The organism is Massilia violaceinigra (assembly GCF_002752675.1).
In the GTDB taxonomy this organism is placed as follows: domain Bacteria; phylum Pseudomonadota; class Gammaproteobacteria; order Burkholderiales; family Burkholderiaceae_D; genus Telluria_A; species Telluria_A violaceinigra.
In genome coordinates this window covers 1,360,709-1,387,258 of the sequence record NZ_CP024608.1, presented here as the reverse complement: position 1 = coordinate 1,387,258, position 26,550 = coordinate 1,360,709, and the positions used below count along the sequence as shown (strand labels likewise).

Here is a 26,550-nt window from a genome sequence, read left to right as displayed (position 1 = left end):
CGCAGCGCACAACATCAACCAACGGAGAACGACAATGACTGACAAGGTAAAAGGCCCGGCTTCCTATTTTCCCGCCATTGAAGCGAAATATGGGCACCCGGTGGCGTATTGGCTTGGCCTTCTGGAATCGACCGGCCCGATGAAGCACATGGAGATGGTCGACTGGCTCAAGTCGGAGCATCAACTCGGGCATGGACACGCCAATGCCCTGGTGGCCTATCATCTCAGCCGGGTGAAGGCGTAAGCGCTGTCACCGCTTCCTACGATGAGCGCGGCCAGGGTTTGCTGCAGCCAGCCGTACGAAAGGCGCTCCTGCTCCATCCGGATTCGCTCGCCGAACACATCGTCGCGCAGGGCGTCGAACAGCGCCCGCTCGTCGGGATCGAGCCGTGCCGGCTGCCCGCTGAAGCGCTTGTCCTGGTCTTCGGCGCCCCACAGCGCGCGGTGCGCCATCAGGGTCGCGCTGTCCATCAGGATGGAGCGCGCGTGGGGAACACCGGCGCGCAAGCGGTCCAGGATGGCAAAGCCGTGCGTGTCGATATCGCCCCAGTAATATACCGCGCGCGTGGCCAGCCAGGGCACATCGGCGAGCCGCTCGACCCCGTAACCGCCGCCAAAAATCACCATGGCATCGGGCACCGGGGGAAAGGCGAGACCGTTGATTTCATTCTCTGTAATGAAGACGCGATGCACACCCGTTTGCAGCGCCGCGAACTGGGCCAGCGGCACGGCGAGGTCCGACAGGCCGCCGATGTGGTGCGCCGGATCGAGCAGGCGAAAGCGCAGCAGCGCAGGTTTGCTTAGTAGCCCGTAGCGCGCCTCGAACTGGCGCGTGCCAATGGCCCGGGTATCGATGGCGCCGGCCGGCAGCACCAGGTCGAGCAATTCGGTGAGCAAGGCCTTGCGCGTTTCGATGAATTTGCTGTCGACGCCCGCAATATCGAGCTGGCGCAGATATAAAACGGGACGTGGATGAGCGGCGAACCATTCCAGGATCGCCAGGATGCGCGCCCACGCCTCGCTTTGCTCCAGCACCACGAGCGCGCGCCGCGCGAGCCAGTCGGCCAGTTGCGGAAACGCGCTGACGGTCGCCGCGGCAAGCTGGTCGACACGGCGTGCCTCGGCCTGGCATCCGATCAGGCGCAGGGCGTCTTCGTCGCTCTCGAACACCACGCTGTCAGGAATGCGGTTGCGCCCGAGCTGGCGATGATTGATGTCGCGCCAAACGATCCGGTAGCCGTAGCCGCGCGCCGTTTTGCTGCCGGCGTCGAGTTCCCTGATCCACGCGCGCACCTCGTCGAAGCGCTCGCCCGTTTGCGCCACCGTGGGCTGGCGCAAACGCAGTTCGAGCGGGAACAGGGCTTCACCGCGCAGGCGCGCGGCGAGCAGGCGGCCATCGTCCCACAGCCGCTGCACCTGAGCGCGGATCGCGGCCGCGCTCGACCAGGATGGCGCGGCGCTCATGCGGCACGCGCGCTGCGCTCGGCCTGGTACTGTTCGATCGTTAGATAGCGCAGCAGCGACTGGCGCCCTTCTTCGCTGTGCACGAAGCCCAGGCCGGACACGTAAGGCTCGATGATGTGGATTTTTTGCAGCGGCGTGACGATCAGCAGTTGCAGGTTCATGCGCTTGAACAGTTCCAGGCCGTAGCGCGCCGATTCGTCGGAGCCGCGCCCGAATGCCTCGTCGATGACAACGAAACGGAAGGAGCGCGAACGGACCACGCCCCACTCCAGCCCGAACTGGTAAGCCAGGCTGGCCGCCAGCACGGTGTAGGCCAGCTTCTCTTTCTGGCCCCCGGATTTGCCGCCGGCGTCGGTGTAGTGTTCGTGCTCGCGGCCATCCTCGCGCCAGCGTTCGGATGCGGAGAACACGAACCAGTTGCGCACATCGGTGACCTTGCGCGTCCAGCGCCGGTCCATCTCGGCACTGCCTTCGCGTCCGCGAAACCGCTCGATGATGCGTTTGACCTGCAAGAACTTCGCCTCCGAATACTCTTCGTCGGCCGATCCGGTCAGCGCGCCCTCGGTGCAGCTGCGCAGGTCTTGCTGGAAGTCGCGCAGGTCGGCGTCGATGTTGTTCTCCGCTTCGAGCGCGATGTAGCGGTTCGGGTTGTAGTCGATCTGGCGCAGCGAACCGTTGATGGTGTCGATGCGTTCGCGGATGGTTTCACGCTCGCGCTTGAGCTGCGACTGGAAGCCGGCGATCTCGCGGATGGTGTTTTCGTTGAGGAGTTCCTTGAAGCGTCCTGCGAAACGCGGCAAGTCGTCCGCCTGCAGCACCGCCAGCATCTTGCGGAACTCGGCGGCCGCGTCGATGCTCACGTCGACCTCGCGCGCGTCCAGCGGCCAGGCCCGCGTGTAGTCTTGCATGGCGCGGATGATGGCGTCGCGCAGGCGGCTGATTTTCTTCTCTTCTGCATCGATCCGGTTCTGCAGTTCCTGACGCAGCTCTTTCTCGCGATTCTCGCACGACTCGACCGTGAGCGTGTGCTCACCCAGCACCTCGTCGCGCAGCGCTTCGAGCTGCGGAAAATACGTGGCGCGCGATTGGTCTGGCGTCGCATCGAGCAGGGTGGCGCAGTCGTCCAGGGCGGCGCCGGCCACTTCCAGCTTTTCGATGGTCTTTGCGTGATCGGCGGTGGCGCTGTGCGCCTGTGCGTCCGTGTCGGCTTGGGCCACGGTCAGCTCGGCGAGCTGCTGCTGCAAAGTGCGCAGGATGTCGGACGATGCGGCCAACGCTTCCTGTTCGCGTTCGAGCGCGTCGATGGCGGAGAGCAGCGGCTTCCAATCGAGGTCGCTGAAATTCGAGAACATGGTCAGCTTGCCCCAGTTTTCCAGCAGCGCTTCCTGGCGAGCGATATCGGCCCTGACCGACTGGATTTTGGCCGCATGCGCCTGTATGCGCGTGGAGAGGTCGCGCTCCTGCTTTGCCAGCGCAGCGATCTTGCCCTGGTTCGACCATCCCAGCACGTAGCGCGAACGGTCGTCGATCCGGTGGCGGTCATCCTTTTCGTGGCGTTCGCCACCGGCCTTGATCTGGCCGTTGCGGGTGATGGCACGCTTTTCGCGGCGGAACTGGTCGAGCGTTTCGCAGCAGGCGTGGTCGTAGCGGCGCGCCAGTTCGGCGTCGATCCAGCCGTAGAACGGCGAATCGGGCTTGATGGCGAGCTTGCGCGCCAATGCGTCGGGGTGCAGGCCGTGGTGGTCGGCGCTGACATTGGCGCGCACCCGGAAATACACCAGCCGGTTGCCAAGATTGGTCGCATCGACCCAGGCCGCCACCTGTCCGTAGTGCGTTTCGGGCACCAGCAGCGACAGGCCGAAGCTGTGCAGCATGCGTTCGGCGGCGCCTTCCCATGCGCGTTCCTCCTCGCGCACCTGGATTAACTCGCCGATGAACGGCAAGTCTTCCGGTGCGATGCGCAGCGCGTCGCACAGGGCGGCGCGCACGGCCAGCATCTGGCTGGTGATGTTGGAGCGGCGCTGGCGCAGCGAATCGAGTTCGGTGGTGATGGCGCCGTGCTGGTCGCGCAGTTCGTGCAGGCTCACGCCGGCCACCATCAGCTGGTTTTGCGCGTCGTCGCGGCGCGCGGTGCAGCCGGCTTTGCCGTCGTCGATGGCGCGCCGGTTGGCGTCGAACATGCTCGCCTCGGCCGCGCCGGGCAAGCCAACCGCCGCCGCCAGCGCGTCATACTGGTTCGAGCGGCGTGTGCGTTCCTCGCGCGTGGTTTGCAGGCGTGTGATCTCGGCGCGGATTTGCTCGATGCGGTTGCCGCCGTTGGCCGCGATGGCCTGGGTCATGTCGTCGCGCCGCAGCATCTGGCTGCGTTTTTCTTCCTGCAGGCGCGCCAGGCGCCCGGCCAGTTTGTCGAGCTCCGATTGCAGCAGGCCGATGCGCTTTTCCAGCAACTCGCCTTTGAGATGGGCGAACCACGGGCGCAACGCTTCGCGGCAGCCGCGCAGCTGGACCACCTGTTCCTGCAGCGTTTCGTGGCGGTCGCAGTCGCCGACCAGGGGCGTGAGCTGGTCGATCTGCAGCTTGGCCTTGAGGACCGCTTCATGCGCGCGATTGAGGTCGTCGAAGTGGGCGATCAGGGCGGCGATGCGCGCTTCGACCGGAAACGCTTCGAGCATGTGGTCGCGCACGAAGTCGGTCAGATTGCCGACCGATTTCATCGATACGGTCTGGTGGAACAGGTCCATCGCCTGTTCGCTGGCGATGCCGAAGCGGCGCCGGAACTCGGCGCCGTACGGCGGGAAACTGTCGTGCAGGGTGACGCCGGGCAGCGCGCGCAGGCGCTTGCGCAGCTGCGCGATGTCGCTGCCGAAGCCGGCGAAGTGCTCGGCTACCGACAGCGCGCCATCGGCCACGACGTAGAAGCGTTCGGGCTGGCCGTGCGGGTTTTTGAACCAGAAGACTTGCGCCAGGGTGACGGTCTGGTCGAAGCCTTCGTTGTGGAAGACGCCGAGGATCACGGAATAGCTGTTGTGATCGCGCAGGGCGACGGCGCGCGCCGCCAGGCCGCTGTCGCCGCGCTCGGACTTGTAGTTACCCATGACGTAGGTGCGCAGGCTGCGTTCGCGCGCGTCGGCGCCGGCCGCCTTGTTGTAGGCGATCTTCTGAGCCGGCACCAGCAGCGTCGTGATGGCGTCGACCAGCGTCGATTTTCCGGAGCCGATGTCGCCGGTCAGCAGCATGTTGTCGCCACCCGGGTGCAATCGCCAGACGCGTTCGTGGAAGGTGCCCCAGTTGAATACCTCGAAGTGCTGAAGGCGGAAGCCAGCACGTTCAAGTAGCGGGCCGCTGCCATCGGCCGCGGGGATATCGGCCACACAAGCGTGACTCATGCTTCCTCCTCGCCGCTGGCAGCGTGGGCGGCGTAGCCTGAGAGGCGCTGTTCGAAGTCGGCCAGCCATTGGGCATCCACGAACGCCTTGAGGATGCGCCGCACTTCGAACTGGTTGTCCTGCCCGCGCAGCCGGTGCAAAAAGCCGAGTTCCACGACCTTGTTCAGGTGCGCGTCCATGCGGTCGAGCAGGCGCGCTTCGTTGCCGCTCTGCGGCAGGAACAGGCGTACCTGTTCGGCGATCTGGTCGCGGTCGATGACGAGGCGGGTGTCGCCGCCAGTGGCGTCGAATTCGGCCAGCTTCTTGCGCAGCAGGGCCAGGATCAGGCTGACCGGGTAACTGAGCTGGCGCCGCTGGATCAAGCGTGGCAGTTCCGGCTCGCCCACCACGGCAGGGCGCTGGCGCAGATAGGCGTAGCCTTCGGCCTCGTCGAGAATGAGTTCGAGGCCGATCGTGGCGCCGTAGTCGCGCACGCGCGCCTGCAGGTCCATCAGCGGCTGCCACAGGGCGCTGTCGGTGTCGCGGTACAGCACGCCCTGGAACAGCGCTACCAGCAATTGGCCGAGGCGGTTTTGATCGTTGGGGGTAGTCGGTTCAGGATTCATGCCGCGTAAATGATAAGGGGGAGCGTGGCCTGGCGCCGACGGCCGCTGTCATCAAGCCAGTCGACCGTTTCGGACTGATCGTCGTCGATGGCGGCGTGCATGTCCTGGGTGGCCAGCTTGAGGTAGGTGGCCAGTTCGGCCAGGCCCTGCTCGATCGGATATTCGCGCGCCAGGGTGCCGAGCGAGACCTGCTTGCGGGTCTGAAGGGCGCGCCGGATGTTCGACATGAGGCGCAGCTGGTCCACGTAGATTTGCTCGAAGAGCGCGTCGGACGCGATCTCGACGCCATCGTCACTGATGATTTGCTGCGTGATCTTCGGCTTGAACGGCGGATTGTACAGGATGCGGTCCATCGACAGGGCGACTGCGGGCGCTGCGTCGTCGATCTCCATGAAGGCGCGTTCGTCGACCTGGCCGCGCAGGGATAGCGCTTTCTGTTCGATGTCGCGGATCAGCTGCATGATGCGGCGGTTTTCCAGCCAGGCCTGGTCGTCGAGGTAGCGCCGCAGCTGCTCGGACAGGCGCGCGACGGTGCGCTGGGTGACTTCGCCGGCTTCGAGCCAGTCATAGTGGATGCGCTGCAGACGGCCATCTGGCTGGAGTTCGCGCACGGGGCCGAGCTTGAGCACGGCGTCGAGCAGGCCGGTGAGTTCATCCTGGCGCGAGGGCGACATCAACAAGTCCCAGAAGGCGCGGAAGCTGCGGCCTTCGTCGGTGTCGGCAATCAGGTCGCGCTGGCCGAAGATCGCTTGCAGCAGTTCACCCTTGCTGCCATCCCAGGTGGCGATGTGTTCGCGCACCTGGCGGTCGAGCGTGCGGAAGTTGGTGTCGACCGCGCGGAAGTCCGACAGCAGGTCGCGCGCGGTGGCCGCCATTTGCAGGAAGCGTTCGCGCACCTGGGTCGGGTCCATCAGGGCGAATCTGCCGGCGCTGATGTCGGCGATTTCGGCGTCGATGTCCGCCTTGCGGCGTTTGAGTTCGGCGATGCGGGCGCGCGGATCGAGTTCGCTGCCGTCGACGATCTGGTGCAGCAGGTCGAAGACCGTCATCAGGCGCGATTCGGTGCCGATGAAGGTGCGCTGTCCCAGGTTCTTGAGCCATTCGAGGGCTTGTTCGGTGGCCGAGGCCAGGTCGTAGTGGGCTTCGTCGTCGGCGGGCGGATAGTATTTGCGCAGCCAGCCGCGTTCGTCGGAGGCCCAGTCGTCGAGATAAGCGGTGGCCGCTTTCGGAAACAGGATTTCGCCGGCGCTTTGGTGCAGGGTGTAGAGGTGATCGTCCAATTGCGAGGCCAGTTGCTGGCGGCCGATGGTGCGCTGGTTGGGCGCGATGAAGCTCGCGTGCAGGAAGCTCGCAATCATCGCGGCATTGTCGGCGGCAAGCAAGCGCCATGCGGGATGCGTGCGCCGCTGCGTGATGAGTTGCTGGTAGTCCATCGCTATGGGAATTGGTTCGGCGTGAGCGATACTTTAACACCAAAGACTAGCGGCTACGGCGCATGGAAGCGTGGAAACCGCGGCGGTCAAGCAGCTGACGGCATGAACTTTGATGCGCGGGTGCTAAAAATGCGGATGAAAAAAAACCCCACATCTCTGCGGGGTTTTCTTCTTATAACTAGCCTGACGATAACCTACTTTCACACTGGTTGCAGCACTATCATCGGCGTAAAATCGTTTCACGGTCCTGTTCGGGATGGGAAGGGGTGGTACCGATTTACTATGGTCATCAGGCATAACTTGTACAGCTTGGTGCTCCCGATCGGGCAGCACTAGCTTGAATCTGGAAGAAGTATCGTTTTATTGTATTACTGGGGTAGTGACTGTGCGTATCGCACAAAACACAACGCGCATTTCTTATCTCTGTACCTGCTAAGGTTATAGGGACAAGCCGTACGGGCAATTAGTATCAGTTAGCTTAATGCATTACTGCACTTCCACACCTGACCTATCAACGTCCTGGTCTCGAACGACCCTTTAAAGAGCTCAAGGCTCTGGGAAATCTCATCTCAAGGCAAGTTTCCCGCTTAGATGCTTTCAGCGGTTATCTCTTCCAGACTTAGCTACCCGGCAATGCCACTGGCGTGACAACCGGTACACCAGAGGTCTGTCCACTCCGGTCCTCTCGTACTAGGAGCAGCCCCCTTCAAATTTCCAACGCCCACGGCAGATAGGGACCAAACTGTCTCACGACGTTTTAAACCCAGCTCACGTACCACTTTAAATGGCGAACAGCCATACCCTTGGGACCGGCTACAGCCCCAGGATGTGATGAGCCGACATCGAGGTGCCAAACTCCCCCGTCGATATGAACTCTTGGGAGGAATCAGCCTGTTATCCCCAGAGTACCTTTTATCCGTTGAGCGATGGCCCTTCCATACAGAACCACCGGATCACTATGTCCTACTTTCGTACCTGCTCGACTTGTCAGTCTCGCAGTTAAGCACGCTTATGCCATTGCACTATCAACACGATGTCCGACCGTATCTAGCGTACCTTCGAACTCCTCCGTTACACTTTAGGAGGAGACCGCCCCAGTCAAACTGCCTACCATGCACTGTCCCCGATCCGGATAACGGACCAAGGTTAGAACCTCAAACAAACCAGGGTGGTATTTCAAGGATGGCTCCACGAAGACTGGCGTCCCCGCTTCAAAGCCTCCCACCTATCCTACACAGATTGGTTCAAAGTCCAATGCAAAGCTACAGTAAAGGTTCATGGGGTCTTTCCGTCTAGCCGCGGGTAGATTGCATCATCACAAACATTTCAACTTCGCTGAGTCTCGGGAGGAGACAGTGTGGCCATCGTTACGCCATTCGTGCAGGTCGGAACTTACCCGACAAGGAATTTCGCTACCTTAGGACCGTTATAGTTACGGCCGCCGTTTACTGGGACTTCAATCAAGAGCTTGCACCCCATCATTTAATCTTCCAGCACCGGGCAGGCGTCACACCCTATACGTCCACTTTCGTGTTTGCAGAGTGCTGTGTTTTTATTAAACAGTCGCAGCCACCAGTTTATTGCAACCCTTTCACCCTTCTGCAGTAAAGCAGTCAAGCTACCGGGGCGTACCTTTTCCCGAAGTTACGGTACCAATTTGCCGAGTTCCTTCTCCCGAGTTCTCTCAAGCGCCTTAGAATACTCATCTCGCCCACCTGTGTCGGTTTGCGGTACGGTCTCGTATGACTGAAGCTTAGAGGCTTTTCTTGGAACCACTTCCGATTGCTTCAGAACCTAAGTTCCTCGTCTCGACCCCTTGAATTGCGCGCCCGGATTTGCCTAAGCGCCTTCTATGAGTCAAAAACCAACACTTCCAACCGTTGGACAACCTTCCGCGATCCGTCCCCCCATCGCATCATACGACGGTGCAGGAATATTAACCTGCTTCCCATCAGCTACGCATCTCTGCCTCGCCTTAGGGGCCGACTCACCCTGCTCCGATGAACGTTGAACAGGAAACCTTGGGCTTACGGCGTGGGAGCTTTTCACTCCCATTATCGCTACTCATGTCAGCATTCGCACTTCTGATACCTCCAGCATCCTTTACAAGACACCTTCGCAGGCTTACAGAACGCTCTCCTACCATATATGCAAGCATATATCCGCAGCTTCGGTGACTGGCTTAGCCCCGTTACATCTTCCGCGCAGGACGACTCGATCAGTGAGCTATTACGCTTTCTTTAAATGATGGCTGCTTCTAAGCCAACATCCTGACTGTTTTAGCCTTCCCACTTCGTTTTCCACTTAGCCAATCTTTGGGACCTTAGCTGGCGGTCTGGGTTGTTTCCCTCTTGACGCCGGACGTTAGCACCCGACGTCTGTCTCCCAAGCTCGCACTCATCGGTATTCGGAGTTTGCAATGGTTTGGTAAGTCGCAATGACCCCCTAGCCATAACAGTGCTCTACCCCCGATGGTGATACTTGAGGCACTACCTAAATAGTTTTCGGAGAGAACCAGCTATTTCCAAGTTTGTTTAGCCTTTCACCCCTACCCACAGCTCATCCCCTAATTTTTCAACATTAGTGGGTTCGGACCTCCAGGGCGTGTTACCGCACCTTCATCCTGGCCATGAGTAGATCACTTGGTTTCGGGTCTACACCCAGCGACTGTCGCCCTATTCGGACTCGATTTCTCTACGGCTTCCCTATACGGTTAACCTTGCCACTGAATGTAAGTCGCTGACCCATTATACAAAAGGTACGCAGTCACGGAACAAGTCCGCTCCTACTGTTTGTATGCACACGGTTTCAGGATCTATTTCACTCCCCTTCCGGGGTTCTTTTCGCCTTTCCCTCACGGTACTGGTTCACTATCGGTCGATTACGAGTATTTAGCCTTGGAGGATGGTCCCCCCATATTCAGACAGGATTTCTCGTGTCCCGCCCTACTTGTCGCACGCTTAGTTCCACACATCGAATTTCGTATAAGGGGCTATCACCCTCTATGGCACCAATTTCCAGTGGTTTCTACTATCCGTCATGCTAAAACGTGCAGGCTCATCCCATTTCGCTCGCCACTACTTTGGGAATCTCGGTTGATTTATTTTCCTGCAGCTACTTAGATGTTTCAGTTCGCCGCGTTCGCTTTGCATACCTATGTATTCAGTATGCAATGACCTAAAAGGCCGGGTTTCCCCATTCGGAAATCTGCGGATCAAAGCTTGTTTGCTAGCTCCCCGCAGCTTATCGCAAGCTACTACGTCCTTCGTCGCCTGTAATCGCCAAGGCATCCACCATGTGCACTTATTCGCTTGTCCCTATAACGTTAGCCTCTTAGTGTTGCCACTAAAAGAGCGTTACAGAGATAAGAAAGTACAGCGTTGTTGCTTTGTTTTGATACATACAATCACTACCCATCGAACCGCCTGTCGGCGATTCGATTAAAACTTTACTTCTTCCAGATTGTTAAAGAACGAAACAGCTTTAATCTCTAAAAGACCAAACCTAAACCCAGTGGCTTACGTTTGTACTTTCAGAAGTTTGTAGAGTGGTGGAGGATGACGGGATCGAACCGACGACCCCCTGCTTGCAAAGCAGGTGCTCTCCCAGCTGAGCTAATCCCCCAAGGTATATCTAAAGACATAACTGGTAGGGCTGGTTGGACTCGAACCAACGACCCCCGCGTTATCAACACGGTGCTCTAACCAGCTGAGCTACAGCCCCGACTTGGACACTGCTACTGTTTCTTCTTAATTAAACAGCCGATAAGTGTGGACGTTTGTTGAACCGGCTCTATAGCCTGGTGCAACTCTAGAAAGGAGGTGATCCAGCCGCACCTTCCGATACGGCTACCTTGTTACGACTTCACCCCAGTCACGAATCCTACCGTGGTAAGCGCCCCCCTTGCGGTTAAGCTACCTACTTCTGGTAAAACCCGCTCCCATGGTGTGACGGGCGGTGTGTACAAGACCCGGGAACGTATTCACCGCGACATGCTGATCCGCGATTACTAGCGATTCCAACTTCATGTAGTCGAGTTGCAGACTACAATCCGGACTACGATACACTTTCTGGGATTAGCTCCCCCTCGCGGGTTGGCGGCCCTCTGTATGTACCATTGTATGACGTGTGAAGCCCTACCCATAAGGGCCATGAGGACTTGACGTCATCCCCACCTTCCTCCGGTTTGTCACCGGCAGTCTCATTAGAGTGCTCTTTCGTAGCAACTAATGACAAGGGTTGCGCTCGTTGCGGGACTTAACCCAACATCTCACGACACGAGCTGACGACAGCCATGCAGCACCTGTGTTACGGTTCTCTTTCGAGCACACCTCGATCTCTCGTGGCTTCCGTACATGTCAAGGGTAGGTAAGGTTTTTCGCGTTGCATCGAATTAATCCACATCATCCACCGCTTGTGCGGGTCCCCGTCAATTCCTTTGAGTTTTAATCTTGCGACCGTACTCCCCAGGCGGTCTACTTCACGCGTTAGCTGCGTTACCAAGTTAATTAAAACCCGACAACTAGTAGACATCGTTTAGGGCGTGGACTACCAGGGTATCTAATCCTGTTTGCTCCCCACGCTTTCGTGCATGAGCGTCAATCTTGACCCAGGGGGCTGCCTTCGCCATCGGTGTTCCTCCACATCTCTACGCATTTCACTGCTACACGTGGAATTCTACCCCCCTCTGCCAGATTCTAGCCTTGCAGTCTCCATCGCAATTCCCAGGTTGAGCCCGGGGATTTCACGACAGACTTACAAAACCGCCTGCGCACGCTTTACGCCCAGTAATTCCGATTAACGCTTGCACCCTACGTATTACCGCGGCTGCTGGCACGTAGTTAGCCGGTGCTTATTCTTCAGGTACCGTCATTAGCAAGAGATATTAGCTCTCACCGTTTCTTCCCTGACAAAAGAGCTTTACAACCCGAAGGCCTTCTTCACTCACGCGGCATTGCTGGATCAGGCTTTCGCCCATTGTCCAAAATTCCCCACTGCTGCCTCCCGTAGGAGTCTGGACCGTGTCTCAGTTCCAGTGTGGCTGGTCGTCCTCTCAGACCAGCTACTGATCGATGCCTTGGTAGGCCTTTACCCCACCAACTAGCTAATCAGATATCGGCCGCTCCAGGAGCATGAGGTTCTTGCGAAGCCCCCACTTTCATCCTTAGATCGTATGCGGTATTAGCGTAACTTTCGCTACGTTATCCCCCACTCCAGGGTACGTTCCGATATATTACTCACCCGTTCGCCACTCGCCGCCAGGTTGCCCCGCGCTGCCGTTCGACTTGCATGTGTAAGGCATGCCGCCAGCGTTCAATCTGAGCCAGGATCAAACTCTTCAGTTCAATCTCTGTTTAATGTCCTTGCGGACAGATCGCTCACTCAAAATACTGACAGGCCACTTCTTGCGAAGCGCCTATATTTCTTTTTTGTGAACATTTGATAATTTAAGTATTCAACGTCGCTTGCGCTTCGTTGGCACCTTCATCAAACGCCCACACTTATCGACTGTTAATTGTTAAAGAACTTATTCTGTACTACTTCTGCCGTTTGCTACGAAGCGTTGTGTTCGTTGCAGCAGAGAGGTGAGATTATGCAGCATTTCGCGTTTCTCGTCAACCTCTTTTTTACTACCGCGTCTCCTTGGAGACGGCCCCAACTGCCTGCTAACTACTTGATTTCGTTAACCCTTTCAGCGGGGAGGCGAACTATAGCAAACCCTCTGCCAGCTTGGCAAGGCGTTTTATGAGGCCCGCTGCGAGACACGCATTTTCGCAACGCTTACAGCGTTCTCAGGCGCTCCATAACGTTACGCGTGATGCGCTCCACAACCGGATCGTGCCCTGTAGCAAGCACCTGCGCCCAATCTATCGTGCCTGCAGTAAAAACTGTCCCCTTGCGTGCATAGATACCCATTGTGGCAGCATGCATTCCCTCCCTTGCCGCAAGACCGGAACGTGCCGGAAGCTCCTGCCAACCCTCGTCAAGTATGCTCGCCGCCAGAACGACAAAGCTGGCCGAAGTTCCATTCCTCCAGGCCTGCGCTGCGAGCCTGATGCCCCCATCGGAACCGTCCATGCACGCAAGCTGCGCGCCATCGCACTCGTACCCGACCAGTGGCGGCGATGACGTCGCGCCGAACACATCGCCGTTCTCCAGTCCTGTCCCCGCAAACACCCAGTGATCCGCTTGCTGAACCACATAGCCCTGGGTGGACCGTGGGCCATCCCACCAGCCTCCTCCATGCCGGTAACTCACGCCGGCGAGCGCATCCTCAGGGCGGCTTACTCCCGTGACGGGCCACCAATGGTCGAGCGCGCCGTACGGCCCACCCTGGTGACAAACGATCGCGCGTCCCTCGTCCACGTAATGGATGCGCCACCAGCACACGTTCGCTGCGAAGAAAGCGGCATTTCCCCCGCTGCCGATAAAGTCCTCGACGTGGTTGCGCGCATCCTCGCTCCAGTATTCGTCATGCCCTACGCTGAGCAGCAGGCGATACCCGCGCGCCAGCAGGCCCGCATCCTGGTGAATATCCGAATCCAGACAGAAATCCATCCTGTACCCCTCCCCTGCGAGCCAGCGGATGAAAGGCGCGTCCCAATGAGCGAATGTCTGCCGGGCAGAGCGCTCATCGTAATAATCGGCCGCGCCCCAGGTCTCACCGCCTATATCACCGCCAGGGCGTAACAGCGACACGCGGGCCCCAGGCGGCGACCTCGAACGCGGCGGATTCCTATAAAAACATCCTTCACCACTATAGTTATAGGCGTGAAAGGTCGCCAGGGGGATCTCGTAGAGCAAGTCCGCGCCGCCACGCCCCCTTACAACGAACAGGGCAGCCGCACTGGTCAATGCAATATCGAATGGCAAACCGCCCTCTTCCTCCAGATAGGCGATATACGCCGAGGAAGGCCATGCGAGAGGAATCGCAAACTCGTAGCGGGGCCAGTGCCAGTCCTCATCAGCGCCCCTGGCCGGCGCGAAGCGGCCGGATTGCCACTCCGAACGCGACATCAGCTCCGCCCCGTCCCACCAGCGATAAAACCACACCCTGAAGCGCGCTGCGTCGGTCGACACATGCAGCGCCAGCAGCTCCCCCGGCTTCACGCTGGCACGCGCAGGATAGCCACGTATCACGGCCGCTCCAGCACATTTCCGCGCAACAACCCATCCCCATCCCGTTTTCGCAGCAGATACGGCGCCATGGCCAGTGCATGGATCGGCGTGCCGCGGAAAGTCGCCACCGCCTCCGCGGGCGTTTCGACGATCGGCTCCTCCCTGCGGTTAAACGAGGTATTGAGCAGCACCGGCACGCCGGTACGCGCCTCGAACTCGCGCAGCAAGCCGCGCAGGAAAGGATCGTCATCCGGCCCCACCGTTTGCAGGCGGGCCGTGCAGTCGACGTGCGTCACCGCCGGAATACGCCGTGCCACCCGCTCGTGCACAGGAGCGGCGTACTGCATGAACGGTACCGGCCGGCACACGTCGAAAAATTCTTCGGCCCGTTCAAGCAGCACCACCGGCGCGAGCGGACGAAACCATTCACGCTGCTTGATCTGCGCATTGATATCGTCGCGCATCGCACCGATACGCGGGTCGCCCAGGATGCTGCGGTGCCCGAGCGCACGCGGGCCGAATTCGCTGCGGCCCTGGTACAGCGCCACCACGCGCGCCTCGCACAGCAGGTCGACCATGCGCGCGCACATGGCAGGCGGATCGTCGATGCGCTCGACCAGCAAGTCCCCGCAACTCTGCGCCGCCGCGTCGATCTGGTGCGGCACCGGTTCAGGCCCCAGATAATCGCTGGTCCAGCGAAAATCGCAGGGAGCGCCGCCCAGCTCGGCCAAACCGTACAAGGCGCACCCGATGGCCGTGCCCGCGTCGCTCGGCGCCGGTGGAATGAACACGCGGCGAAACGGCGTCTCGCGCAGCAGGCGCTCGTTGGCCGAGCAATTGAGCCCGGTGCCGCCCGCGAAACACAGGTTGCGGGCGCCGGTCCGCGATTGCAGCCAGCGCGCCACCTCCAGCAGCGCTTCTTCAAATGCCCGTTGCCCGGCCGCGGCGAGATTGGCGATATCGGCAAAGCGCGCATCGTCCGCCCCGCCATGGCGAAAGCGGCCGCGTTCGGCGAACAGCTCGCGCCAGCGTGCCGGAATCGTCACCTGCCCGTCGCGCACATCGAGCGGCGGCAAGCGCAGCGCCGCCGCCTTGCCATGCGGCGCCAGTCCCATGACCTTGCCTTCGTTCCCCTCCCCCGGAAACATCGCCTGCGTCAAAAGAAAATAGAACATGCCCAGCCCCACGGGCTGGCGCTCGTCGCGGTTCCACAGCTGCTTGCCGATACATGCCACCCGCTGCCGGTCGGCGCGGTAGAACGAGGCCACCTCGCACCAGTCGCCCGGCACGCCGGCCGCGCCCGCCCAGGTTTCGGTGAAGTCAGCCACGCGGCTGCCCTGGCCGTCGATGATCATGACGGCGGCGTCCTCGAAACGGGAAGGATGGAACGCACTGTATACATGCGAGAGGTGATGCGAGATGCGCGCGCGCCGGCAGCCGGGCGCCAGCGCCAGCGTGGCGGCCAGCTCGCGTTCGTACTCGGCCACCCGGGAGAACTCGGCGTCGCAGGAGTAGCACTCGACCAGGATATCGATGGGCGCCTCCAGCCCGGGCAGGCGCGGCCGGTAAATGTTGCGCAGGTCGTCCAGCCGGCCCCAGTGGTGCTTGTGCCGCGTCAGGCGCTCTTTCTGGATCGCCCAGGCCAGTTCGGACCCATGCATCAGGCAAATACTTGCGTCCTGCGTCCGATTAATGCCAAGGACAACAGGCGCGCCGGCGCCCCCGCAGTGCGTAACAGATTGCTTCCACATGATGCCGCCTCCGCTCCAGGAAGTGAGTACACTTCATTGGAGCGGCCGGCGGCATATAAGTTCAAGATCGATCATGGAAGTTGAAGATCGCTTTAACGCAGGCTGAGCGTCTGGCGTTTCCACGCGGGATCTTGCCAGCGGTAGAAGCCGCTGAGCGCATCAGGCCGGTCCGCGCTTTTCTCCACCGCCAGGGTATCGATGTCGACAATCTCGAACGTGCGCTTGATGCGCCCCTCGATCCGGGCCTCGCGCGCGACCAGCACCTTTGGCCCCCCCGGCACCCAGCCGGCAAATTCGGCGTAACCCAGGGTCGGTTCGATCGGCGCCGGCGGCAGCACATCGATGCGCCAGCCGGCCGCGCCGCGATGAAACAGCCACAGTTCGCGCCAGCCGTCGAGCGGCTGCACCGCCAGCGCCAGCGCGCTGGCCTGCGCATTGGCGCGCGCCGACGCATTCCACACGATGCCATACGTGCAGCGCGAGGCCAGCGGCGCGCGCTCGCCGTGCTGCGCGTCGACCAGCAGCACGCAGGTTTCGCCCGGCTGGCCGGGCCGCGTCACCACGTTCAGGCCCGCGGGCGCGGCGACGGGTGCCTCCGCCGCCCAGCGCACGCTGCCCGCGCGCACCGCCGCTTCGGCGTACGCGGTACGATCCTCCTCCGCCAGTTCGGCCTTGTTCACGCTGGCCAGTTCCAGGATGGCGCGCTTGGCCGCATCCGTCGGCGAGACATTCTTGCGCGCCAGCTCGAAGGCGATCGAGGACCACACCGCCGCGCGCCGCGTGTACACCCGGTTGCGCACATGCTCGGGCAGGTCCTTCACATCCACCTTGTCGAGTACCTCGGCGCGCCACTGGTCAAGCGCGTTGCGCTGCGCCACCCGCAGCGCCGGGTCGATGCACTCGTCGCGCGTCAGCCCCAGCGCCGCGGTGGCGCGCTGGGTCGGGCTGGCCGCCATCGCCAGCACGCGGCGGAACGCTTCGCCGTCGTAGCACAGCTGGATCGCGCCGTCGCGCTCGTAACTGCGAATGACCACGCCGTAGTCGGCCACCACTTCCAGGTGCGCCGCCACGACCGCCTCGCTGCGCTTGTCCAGCCGCGAAGAACCGCGCCGCGCCAGCCGTTCGGCCATGCTGCCCAGGGCATCGAACACCTCGGCGTCGATGGCGGTGGCCGGCGCGGCCTTGAGAAAGGCCGCCGCGTAACCGATTCCGAGCGCCTCCGCACCCGGCGTGTCGCGCACGAAGCGCACCACGGACTTCAACTCTGGCGCTGCCGCCGGCGCCAGGTCGATCTGGCGCACATGGGCCATGCGCACGTAGCCGGCCCGCTCGCGCCGGTGGTCGTAGACCTGCAGGTAATCCATCTTGGCGCCGCGGATTTCCAGGCTGTCGCCCTGCCACAGCACGGCCTGGGAGGGCGCCGAATCGCGCGGCGCGGCGCGCAGCTGCATCTCGTCGCGCGTGACGATGGCAATCGCCGCGGCGGCGGTCAGGGTAGCGAGCATGATTATTGTTCCTCCGCTGCGGTGTCGGCGGCGGGAGCGGCGGCCATGGCGCCTGCGGCCGGGGTGCCCTTGCCCTGGCCCAGCAGCGCGGCCCCGATAAACCCGCCATCGGTCGGTGGCGCGGCGATGATCACCGACACCTTGTCGGACAGCTTGTCGGCCATGGTCTTCTGGATCAGCAGCGGGTGGCGGGTGATCACGGCGCCGTCGCGTTCCATCTGCGCGGTGCTCACCTTGCCGACCGCTTCCTGGCGGTACGCCTCGGCGTCGGCCAGCTTGCGGCGCGAATCGGCTTCGCCGGTCGCTTCGATCACGCGCGCCTGGGCCGCGCCTTCCGACGTCTTGATACGCGAGGTCTTTTCGGCTTCCGCTTCCAGCCGGCGCTGCTCGATCTGTTTCTGCTTGAACGGCAGCACGTGCGCCATGGCCTGCTCCTGCGCCCTGCGGCGATAATCTGCTCGTTGCCGGCCGCTTCGGCCGCTTTTTCGCGCTTGATCTTGTCGGCGTCCGCTTCGAGCGCGGTCTGCTTGACCTGTTTTTCCTTCAGTTCGAGCGTGTAGCGCATCTTCTCGGTCTGCAGTTCTTCGGCCAGGAGCGTTTCCATGCCGGCCATGTACTCGCGCGGCAGTGTGATTTTGCCGATGGTGACATGGCGCAGCAAGATGCCGTCGGCCGCCAGCTTGGGCTTGAGTTCGGCCTCGATCACCTGCTGGATTTCGGCGCGCTTGCTGGAAAAGATCTCGCGCACGGTGTAGCGCGTAACCACCTTGTAGATCACGCCCTGCACCGCCGGGTCGATCACGGCGGCGCGGATATCGTCCGGCAGCGTTTGCGCCACCTTCACCAGTTTGGCCGGATCGATCGCATAGCGCACGCTCAGGTCCACGCCCAGCGCCAGCCCTTCGACCGACTGGTAGGGCTGTTCGCCGCTCCCGGCCGCCTTGTAGATCTGATCCAGTACCGGCAACTGGCGCAGTTCATGCACGCCGGGTATCAGCACCACGGTACCGTCGCGTACCACGCTGGCCGCGCCGTTCAACTGGTTGAGGCGGATGCCGACATTGCCGCGCTCAATCTTGGCCACCGGAGGATGCTTCACCAGCAGGTAGCCGCCACCGCCGATGGCGCACAGCGCCAGCACGCCGCGCAGGCCCGGGCGCGCGCCGGAACGCGCCACCGCGCCAACGCCCGCCGCGCCCTTTGCCAGCACCGCGCGCACCGCCAACACCACCTTCTTGATCCGATCGGACATTTGCCTCACCTTTTCAGTTTGCCGGTCCTGCACCCGCATGACCCTGAAACGTATCGTGCCCGCCATGGGGTGGAAGTATCAATGCGCACGGCTGGCCAGAACCCTCACGGCGCGGAGCTTTCGCGGCGCCCTGTGAAGAAAAGCTCACAGGCCCGTATGACTTTTCGGCCAAAAGCGTGGATACTGGCACCCTCACCAATCAGCAGGAGCAGCACATGCCCAGAGTGGCCGTCATCGAGGACGACCTCCCGACCAGTAACCAGCTGCGCAGCTGGATCGAGGCGGCCAAGCCGGGCATCGTCGTCGACCAGTGGTTCAGCCGCGACGAGGCCGAGGCGGCGATCGCGCGCGAGCGCTACGACCTGGTGGTGCTCGACATCGAACTGGGACGCGAACGCCATGCCGGCGTGGCGATCATCAACGCCATCAACAAGAAGCACGCGACTCCGGTGCTGGTGGTGTCGGCCATGCCGGCCACCATTTACCGCAGCATCATGAAGGCGCTCGACGCCTGGGACTACCTGCAAAAGGCCACCTTCGAGGAAGCCGACTTCACCGATACCTTCCTGGAGATCCTGCGCGCGGTGAAAGAGCGCGACAAGCCGGCCCAGGGCGCCGACGAACTGGCCATGGACCCGCTGCGCCAGCGCTCGCCCACCTGGCGCGGCCAGCGCATCAACCTGCCGCTGACGGCGCAGCGCATCCTGGCGGCCCTGTTCGCGCGGCGCGGCCAGGTGGTCTCGTACGAGGAACTGTACGAAGTGGTCAAGAGTGGCCGCAACCGCGACAACATCCGCAAGCACGTGAGCACCATCCGCGACGCCTTCCGCGAGATCGATCCGGCCTTCGAGTGCATCGAAAACGTGCCGATGCGCGGCTTTCGCTGGGCCGACTAAATGGCGGCGCGCCGGCTCTGGTTCGTGCCCTACCGCCTGCGCATCCTGCTGCGCGCGGCCTTCCTGCTGCTGGCCCTGGCCACGCTTGGCCTGGCGCTATCGGTGCTGCAACAGGAAAAGCAGCTCAGTTACACCAATTACCAGGCCAGCTTCCGCAAGACCGGGGAGCAGATCAGCGCCACCCTGCGCCATCCGGCCGGCCAGCTTGCGCTGCTCAATCCACCCTCGGCCGGCGCGGCCGCACCTGGCCTGCGCCCGCTGCTGCTGCCGTTTCCAGCGCTCGACTTCGACGACCAGCAAAAGGTGCAGCAGGCCGTGGCCATGTCCGGCTGCATGCGCCAGTTCGGCCCGAGCGCGAACCTGTGCGCGGCCATCGGCAACAACCCCTGGGCCGGTGGGTTCATCTACGTGGCCGGCAGCGTCGACCTGGCCCGCCTGGTCTCGCACCGCAGCGGCGACGAAGTACTGAACCAGTCGCACCGGGTGCGCGTCACTGTGTCGCTGCGCGGACGCACCTATCAGTGGATCGCCCCCTTCGAGGAAGACTCGCGCCAGTCAACTGGCCCGTACGCACCCCTGCGCGGACGGCTAACCGGCTTTAACGCGGCCGACGAAGGCCGCAAGCATACCCGCCCCGTGAAGGACTTCCGCGGCTGGATGTGGCAGAACGCCCAGTGCAACGAACCTGCCGCCGGCGCCAATCCGGACACCTGCCTGCGCAATGCCTTTTTTTCGGTGCGCCTGCCGGTCAGCGTGCTGCAGGAAGACCTGTTCGGAGACGACAGCGCACGCCGCATCTGGCCGCCGGCCGATCTGGATAAGATCCGCGTCAGCGTGGTGCTGCTCGCCCCCGGCGAAGGGGCGGTGGTGCTCGACAGCGACAAGAGCAGCGCGGCGAGCGGCTTCTCGCTGGCCGACCTGGCGCCCATGCTGCTGCCGGGCGAAACACTGCGCATCGACAAAGTCGCCGCCACCGGCGCGGCCTCGCTGATCAAACTGGCCGGCGCCAGCGGCACCGAAGACGCGTCGCAGCACTTCCTCACTGCCCTGATCCGGCGCCTGCCGGTTGACACCTACGACACCCCGCTGGCGGCGACCCACCGCATCGCCACGCCGCTGGGCAGCTATGACGTGGTGCTGGCCGGTGACGTGCGCAGCGTCAGCCAGAGCCTGGGCGTGGTGGCCAGCCGCATGGCCTGGTTTGTCGGCGCCATGCTGCTGGCCCTGATGCTGGCGTGGCTGGTGATCGAGATCGGCATCATCAGCCGCATCAAGGAACTGATCGAGCGCGCCGATTCGGTGGCGCGCACCGTCAAGGAGCGCGGCGACGCTTCGCAGCCCAACCTGTCGGACCTGCGCGGAGAAGATGAACTGGGCGTGCTGGCCACCTGCCTGCACGACTTGCTGCGCCGCGTGCGCGAGGATGTAGAGCGCGAAGCCATCCGCGCGGAACAGGAACGCGACATGTGGCATGCGGTCGGCCACGAGATCATGTCGCCGCTGCAGTCGCTCATCGCCCTGCACGGCACCGATGGCAACCAGAGCGCACGCTATGTGCTGCGCATGCAGCAGGCGATCCGCGTGCTGTATGGACGCGCCTCGCCCAGCGAAGCGTTCCAGTCGACCGTGCTGCAGGTAAGCGAAATCGATCTGACTGCCTTTTTGCGCAACGTGGCGGCCAACGCCCCCTGCGCCGGCGTCACCGATGTAGTATTTCACGGCGCTCCGCAGGCGGTGCTGGTGCGGGCCGACGAATATTCGCTGGAAGACGTGGTCACCCATGTGCTGGTCAACGCCCAGCGCTACCGCCTGCCCGGCACTAGCATCGACATCACGCTCGAGGCCAGCGAAACGAGTGCCGGCGTTACCATCGCCAACCGCGGACCGACCATCGCCGACGATGTCATCGGCACCATTTTCGAGTACGGCGTGTCGGACCAGGAAGAAGCGGGCGCGCACGGCAACCGCGGCCAGGGCCTGTTCGTGGCCAGGACCTACATGGCCAAAATGGGCGGCACCATCGTCGCCAAAAACCTCGATGACGGCGTCGCCTTCGTGCTCACGCTACAGCGCGGCGCCGCCTAGATTTTCATTGCCTGATTTACAAGCAGTTCTGCCGCGGGTTACTATTGACCTCTATTCAATCATGGGCAGACGCGGTGAGACTGATTCGTACAACCCGCCTGGTACGCAGGCAAAAACACAGTGTGGTCGAGTGCGAAATCGACCTGTGCGAACTGCCTGATGGCGATGACCGCTACCTCGTCAACATGCGCCAGGGCCGCCGCGGCGACGAGTGGCGCGAGACCACGCGCACGCCGCAGCCGGTCGGCCAACCCACGGCGGAACGCCTGTTTGACCTACTGCTGGCCGAACGCCAGGCGCAGGGCTTCACCGACGCGGCAGCCCTGCCGCCCGCGCGCCTCGACGACACCGCACCAAAAGCACCGGCAACTGCCGAACGGCGCTCCGCCGACGCTGTGCTGCTTGGACGGCTGGACGCCGGCGTCTGGCGGCGCCTGAAAGACCAGCAGCGCACCCGCACCGCATGGCGCATCGGCGAACGCCGGCTGGCCGCCGCGGTGCCGCTGATGGTCGGCCTGATCGGGCGCGGTACCTCCGCACTCGATTACTGCCTGGCCTGGGCCATCGGCCGCTGTGGCGACACTGGCGCCACCCAGGCGATGCTCGAACTGCACGCGCGCGGCAGCAGCGATGCGGTGCGCCGCATCGCCAGACAGGCGTGGCTGCAACTGGCCGGGGAGGCAGCGCTAGTCCAACACGCCGCGCAACTCACCGGCGACTGGCCGGCGCAGCTGCGCCAAGCCTGGGCCGCGCGCGACGAGGAAGCGATTGCACAGTTGTGCGCGCGCCCCGATCAATGGACCACGCTGTCGCTGTCGGACTGGCTGGAACAGCTCGACCAGGTGGCGCTGGCCGACCCGCTGGCGCGCAGCATCCTGCTGACGCAGCTGCGCCAGCTGCCCCTGCGCGCGGGCACGTTCCGCGCCGTGCGGCATCTGTACAAGGCCGCCGAAATGCGCGACGACGGCGAGCTGTTTGGACTGCTGCAGCAGCGCTTCGATACCACCACTGCCCAGACCTCCAGCACATATGTACGCATCGACCGCAAATGGGTGCCGTACGCGGAAATGGCGGCCCGTCCCGACAGCACTGTCGCGTACAGCACGCGCACGCGCGCCTACCTGCGCCTGCGCGGCTGGCGCACGCTGCGCCGTCTCGGCCAGGACGACGACCCGGCCTTTGTCACGATGGCGCTCGGCGCGCTGATGGCGATGGATGACGCCGACTCCGGCCAGCCCTACACGCGCGAGGGCCGCTATTTCATGCGCGCCAACCGCAGCTACGACATCTACAGCCACTGGACCGTGTTCAACCGCCTGCTGCGCAGCCATGGCGCCTGGACCGGCAACCGCAGCGGCAGCAGCTGGTTCCAGGTCGGCCCGATCGTGCCCGCCAACGGACGCGAAGAAGCTTTTCCCGCGCTGTGGGATGCGCGTCCCGCCGCTCTGCTCTGGCTGATGCAGCGCAGCCGCTGCGAGGGCGTGCACGCCTTTGCCGCGCGCGCCCTGATCGACAACACTGCCTTTTGCGACCGCATCGCGCTCGACGACCTGGGCGCGCTTTTGCGCAGCCCTTACAGCGAGACCGCCAGCTTCGCCTTCCAGCTGTGCCGCCAGCGCTTTGCCGACGGCGTGCCCGATACGCGCTGGCTGCTGTTGCTGCTGCAATCGAGCCTTCCGGAAGCGCGCACCTTCGCGCTCGAATGCATCAGCCGCGCGCCCGATGATTACTGCGCCGACGCGCTGCTGGTCGCAACCCTGGCCTGTTCGCCCGATGAAGCGGTGCGCCGCCATGGCCGCATGCTGTGCCAGTGCGCGCTGGCCCTGCCCGGCCAGGCAGACGTCATCGTCCTGCTGCTGCTCGACTGGCTGGACAACTGCGGTGACCTCGATCAGGCCGAACTGGTGGTCCCGGCCATCGCCGCCGACCTGATATGGCTGCTCGACCGCCCCCTGCGCGCAGCCGCGGCCCAAGCGCCCTACGCGCGCCTGCTTGCCCTGCTCGCGCACCGGCTGGCCAGCGTGCGCATCGCCGCCGGCGAATGGTTGCTGCGCCATGCCGAGCCGGCGGGCGCGATTCCGCCGGCCACCCTGGCGGCGCTGCTGCAGGAAGCGGATGCGGGGGTGCGCGCGGTCGGCATCAAACTGTTCAGCGCACTGCCGGAGCACATGCTGGCAAGTCAAGCCTTGCTGTTCGCCGTGTTCTGCACGCACCCGGACGCGGACGTGCGGCGCGCCATCGACGGCGCCTTGCAGCGCATCGCCCCAAGCGACGCCACGTTTCGCGCCACCTTGCTGCCGCTGCTGCTCGACACCCTGTTCCACAGCGAACCGGCCGAGGGCGTCCACGCGGACCTGATCGCATGGATCCTGGGACCGCTCAATTCGGGCGCCGACCACCTTGACCGCGCGCTGCTGGTGCGTCTGTTGGCCGCGCGCAGCAAGGGCGCGCAACTGCTTGGCGCGCAGATGCTGCCGCGCTTCGTCAACACGCAGTTCAGCGTGACCGAATGGGCGCAGTTCGGCCGCAACGAAAACGCCAGCGTGCGGCGCTGGGCCTGTGCGGCCTTTACCGAACACGCAGCCCTGGTGCGCACCCAGATGGAAGCGGCGCTGCGCCTGCTCGACAGCACCTGGGAAGACACCCGCGCGTTCGCGCGCGAGTTCTTCAGCAAGCAATGCGCCACCGAAGACTGGAATCCGTCCTTGCTGGTCAGCCTGTGCGACCATCTCGATCCAGAAGTGCAGCGCTTCGGGCGCACCATGCTCACGACCCATTTCGACGTCGCCGACGTCACCGAATACATGCTCAAACTTAGCCAGCATCCGTCCGCCAACATGCAGCTGTTCGTCAGCGGCTGGCTTGCCAGCGCAAGCGCCGGCGATCTGTCGAAGCTGGAACGCCTCGAACCGTACTTTTTGAACGTGCTCTCGCAGGTCAACCGCGGCCGGGTGGTCAAGAACCGCGTGCTCGACTTCCTGCGCGCGCAGGCGCAGATATCGGAGGCGATCGCCGCTTTTGTTGCGCGCCTGTTCGCGCGCCAGGTGCTCACCGTCGCCATCGCCGACAAGGCGCAGTACATCGAAGGACTGCGCGCGATCCAGGAACGCTTTCCGGCACTGCCGGCGGTGATGACGATCGAGCCGCCGCGCGCGCATGCGGCCCAGCGGGGACCACAATGAAATTCGAATACCGCTACTACGGCGCCAGCACCGTCAGCAACAGCGCTTCAAGCACCGAGATGCGCTTCGCGCCCGACACCTTGCGAGCGCCGACCCATTTTGTCGCCCAGTTGAACAAGCACATTCCCTTCCGGGAAGCCATCTCCGCGCTGCACGACGTGGTGGTGGCCGACCAGCGCTACCAGCCGCCCGACAAGACCGCCTATCTGGCATGGCGCGCGCAGAACGAAGACCCGGCGCTGGCCGAACTGATCGACCGCAATGCGGACCTGCGCGCGCGCATGGCGCCGCTGAGCGAGGAACTGAAGGCACTGCGGGCGCAAAAGAGCATCATCCTCAAGCCCTTCGCCGCAGCCCAGGCCAAATACTTCGACTATATATACAAGGCCAATTTCGACGCCTGGGTGGTGCTCGACCCGGTGATCACGGTCCATCCCGACCGCGTGTTCTTCGAGTGCTTCAGCCGCGACGAATTGAGCTACGCCTCGCTCAGCTGCAGCCATAATGTGTTCGACCGCGTGGGCGACTTCGCCTGCGGCACCACCAATGTCGACTACTCCGAAGGGCTGTACGGCGAATTCCAGAAGATCCGCGACTATAAGACGACCCGTCTGGCGATCGATCCGAGCGGCTTCCAGGTCGCCACCGCTGGCGATCCATCGTTCAAGGAAGAGAAGATCGACGTGCCGGAAACCTGGGTGCGCGGCTTTCTGCAGGTGAGCAGCGCAATGAACCTGCCGGCGCGCAGGCTCGATCTGCATCCGATGGATGTGCATAATTTCTGCCATCTCCTGCGCCGCAAGAAGGAACGCGTCGGCCCGCGGTCGATCCGCTTCGTGCTCACGCCGGGTGAACCGATCCGCGCGCTGTTCGAGCCGTGGAACGATGAACTGGTATGCCGCCGCTCGATCTACCAGGGCAATGCGGCTGAAGAAATCCGCATCTGGGGGCGGCGCCGCCTGATGCTGCTCGAACGCCTGATCCCGGTGGCGCACAGCTTTACCGTGCACCTGATGGGCAGCGGCATGCCGAGCTTCTGGATTGCCAACCTGCCGGACATGCAGCTCACGCTCGGCCTGTCCGGCTGGACCGCCAACGACTGGGCGCGCGCCGGCCAGTTCGACCTGCTGGCGCCGCGCGGCGCCGTCGACGACGACAGCAAGACGCGCGTTTTTGCCGCGCTGGGACAGCGCTGGTTCGCCACCGCCGACCAGCTGGCGGCCGACACCGGCCTGACGCGCGCCATCGTCGAAAGCGCGCTCACCTTGTACACCCAGGCCGGACGTGTGATCTACGACCTGACGCAGGGTGTGTACCGCCTGCGCGAGCTGTCGCGCGAGCCGTTGCCGCTGGACGTGCTGCGCTTTGCCAGCGCGATCGAAGAAAAGGCGGCGACCCTGCTGGCCGTGCAAAGCCTGAGCGAACAGGCGAGCGAAGCGCAACCCGATGGCGGCCTGCGCCTGCGCGCGCGCAGCAAGGAGAATGGCCGGCCGTACCAGGTCATGCTGCGCCTCGATGCCGACCGGCGCATCGTCGACGGCAGTTGCGAGTGCAATCACTTCACCCAGAACCGCATGCACAAGGGGCCGTGCGTGCACATGCTCGCGCTGCGCATGGACCAGGCCAGGCGCGACGCCGCGCCTGGCGTGTAATGCGCGGCGTCGCACCTTCACTCAACCACGTATTCCAACCAATGCTTGAGGAGCCCGGAATTCACCTGTTATACTCGCATCAACAAGCACGGCGGGATGGCTCTTGCAAACCGGACGGCGGATCGCCGTCCACGTTGTCAGCTCTTCCCACGCGTCACTGGCACGCTCTTCACTGTGCCGTACCTGCACCAGTAGCGCGACACGGTTTGGCTTCCCTGAA

Annotated in this window: 14 protein-coding genes, 2 tRNA genes and 3 rRNA genes; 5 read left to right on the top strand and 14 right to left on the bottom strand. The window is 63.0% G+C overall.

Going from position 1 to position 26,550, the window contains the following annotated elements:
* The first annotated feature begins 34 nt into the window (after positions 1–34).
* A complete protein-coding gene (locus CR152_RS06265; RefSeq protein WP_099874143.1) occupies positions 35–244 on the top strand; it encodes a DUF4287 domain-containing protein in 210 nt (69 codons plus the stop codon).
* On the opposite strand, the gene CR152_RS06260 is transcribed toward CR152_RS06265, so the two are convergent.
* From CR152_RS06260 to CR152_RS06200, 14 genes are all read right to left on the bottom strand, one after another.
* Positions 220–1,464 carry a Wadjet anti-phage system protein JetD domain-containing protein gene (locus CR152_RS06260; protein ID WP_099874142.1) on the bottom strand — a complete coding sequence of 415 codons (1,245 nt, stop codon included), beginning with the start codon at positions 1,462–1,464 and terminating at the stop codon, positions 220–222. The two genes, CR152_RS06265 and CR152_RS06260, sit on opposite strands and share 25 nt — an antisense overlap.
* Positions 1,461–4,850, bottom strand: a complete 3,390-nt coding sequence (locus tag CR152_RS06255; protein ID WP_099874141.1) for an ATP-binding protein — start codon at positions 4,848–4,850, stop codon at positions 1,461–1,463. The genes CR152_RS06260 and CR152_RS06255 overlap by 4 nt, the downstream gene beginning before the upstream one ends.
* The gene (locus tag CR152_RS06250; protein WP_099874140.1) at positions 4,847–5,455 is read right to left on the bottom strand and encodes a DUF4194 domain-containing protein; all 609 of its coding nucleotides are present in this window, start codon (positions 5,453–5,455) and stop codon (positions 4,847–4,849) included. Before CR152_RS06250 ends, CR152_RS06255 begins: the two co-directional genes overlap by 4 nt.
* On the bottom strand, positions 5,452–6,888 hold the full coding sequence (locus CR152_RS06245) for a DUF3375 domain-containing protein (RefSeq protein WP_099874139.1): 1,437 nt from the start codon (positions 6,886–6,888) through the stop codon (positions 5,452–5,454). Before CR152_RS06245 ends, CR152_RS06250 begins: the two co-directional genes overlap by 4 nt.
* A gap of 181 nt (positions 6,889–7,069) precedes the next feature.
* A 5S ribosomal RNA gene (gene rrf / locus CR152_RS06240) occupies positions 7,070–7,182 on the bottom strand.
* 148 nt (positions 7,183–7,330) lie between these two features.
* A 23S ribosomal RNA gene (locus tag CR152_RS06235) occupies positions 7,331–10,205 on the bottom strand.
* Positions 10,206–10,436: 231 nt separating this feature from the next.
* Positions 10,437–10,512: transfer RNA gene (locus tag CR152_RS06230), tRNA-Ala, on the bottom strand.
* 22 nt (positions 10,513–10,534) lie between these two features.
* Positions 10,535–10,611: transfer RNA gene (locus CR152_RS06225), tRNA-Ile, on the bottom strand.
* 91 nt (positions 10,612–10,702) lie between these two features.
* A 16S ribosomal RNA gene (locus tag CR152_RS06220) occupies positions 10,703–12,233 on the bottom strand.
* Together the 16S, 23S and 5S rRNA genes with 2 tRNA genes alongside form the textbook arrangement of a ribosomal RNA operon.
* 436 nt (positions 12,234–12,669) lie before the next feature.
* Positions 12,670–14,028 (bottom strand): N,N-dimethylformamidase beta subunit family domain-containing protein, encoded by a 1,359-nt coding sequence (locus CR152_RS06215; RefSeq protein WP_099874138.1) that lies wholly within the window; start codon positions 14,026–14,028, stop codon positions 12,670–12,672.
* The gene (locus CR152_RS06210; protein ID WP_229413296.1) at positions 14,025–15,668 is read right to left on the bottom strand and encodes a carbamoyltransferase family protein; all 1,644 of its coding nucleotides are present in this window, start codon (positions 15,666–15,668) and stop codon (positions 14,025–14,027) included. Before CR152_RS06210 ends, CR152_RS06215 begins: the two co-directional genes overlap by 4 nt.
* 182 nt (positions 15,669–15,850) lie before the next feature.
* Entirely contained in the window at positions 15,851–17,263 is a 1,413-nt protein-coding gene (locus CR152_RS06205; RefSeq protein ID WP_099874136.1) for a hypothetical protein, read from the bottom strand.
* A gap of 2 nt (positions 17,264–17,265) precedes the next feature.
* Entirely contained in the window at positions 17,266–17,688 is a 423-nt protein-coding gene (locus tag CR152_RS34960) for an SPFH domain-containing protein (RefSeq protein ID WP_370663808.1), read from the bottom strand.
* Positions 17,574–18,515: an SPFH domain-containing protein gene (locus tag CR152_RS06200; protein ID WP_370663807.1), complete on the bottom strand. Its 942-nt coding sequence runs from the start codon at positions 18,513–18,515 to the stop codon at positions 17,574–17,576. The genes CR152_RS34960 and CR152_RS06200 overlap by 115 nt, the downstream gene beginning before the upstream one ends.
* A 215-nt stretch (positions 18,516–18,730) precedes the next feature.
* Between CR152_RS06200 and CR152_RS06195 the strand changes: the two genes are divergently transcribed.
* The 4 genes from CR152_RS06195 (at position 18,731) to CR152_RS06180 (ending at position 26,330) form a co-directional block, all read left to right on the top strand.
* The gene (locus CR152_RS06195) at positions 18,731–19,411 is read left to right on the top strand and encodes a response regulator transcription factor (RefSeq protein WP_099874135.1); all 681 of its coding nucleotides are present in this window, start codon (positions 18,731–18,733) and stop codon (positions 19,409–19,411) included.
* Positions 19,412–21,496 carry a sensor histidine kinase gene (locus tag CR152_RS06190; RefSeq protein ID WP_099874134.1) on the top strand — a complete coding sequence of 695 codons (2,085 nt, stop codon included), beginning with the start codon at positions 19,412–19,414 and terminating at the stop codon, positions 21,494–21,496.
* A gap of 74 nt (positions 21,497–21,570) precedes the next feature.
* Positions 21,571–24,678 carry a hypothetical protein gene (locus tag CR152_RS06185; protein ID WP_157778345.1) on the top strand — a complete coding sequence of 1,036 codons (3,108 nt, stop codon included), beginning with the start codon at positions 21,571–21,573 and terminating at the stop codon, positions 24,676–24,678.
* Positions 24,675–26,330 (top strand): SWIM zinc finger family protein, encoded by a 1,656-nt coding sequence (locus tag CR152_RS06180; protein ID WP_099874132.1) that lies wholly within the window; start codon positions 24,675–24,677, stop codon positions 26,328–26,330. Before CR152_RS06185 ends, CR152_RS06180 begins: the two co-directional genes overlap by 4 nt.
* Positions 26,331–26,550 lie beyond the last annotated feature (220 nt).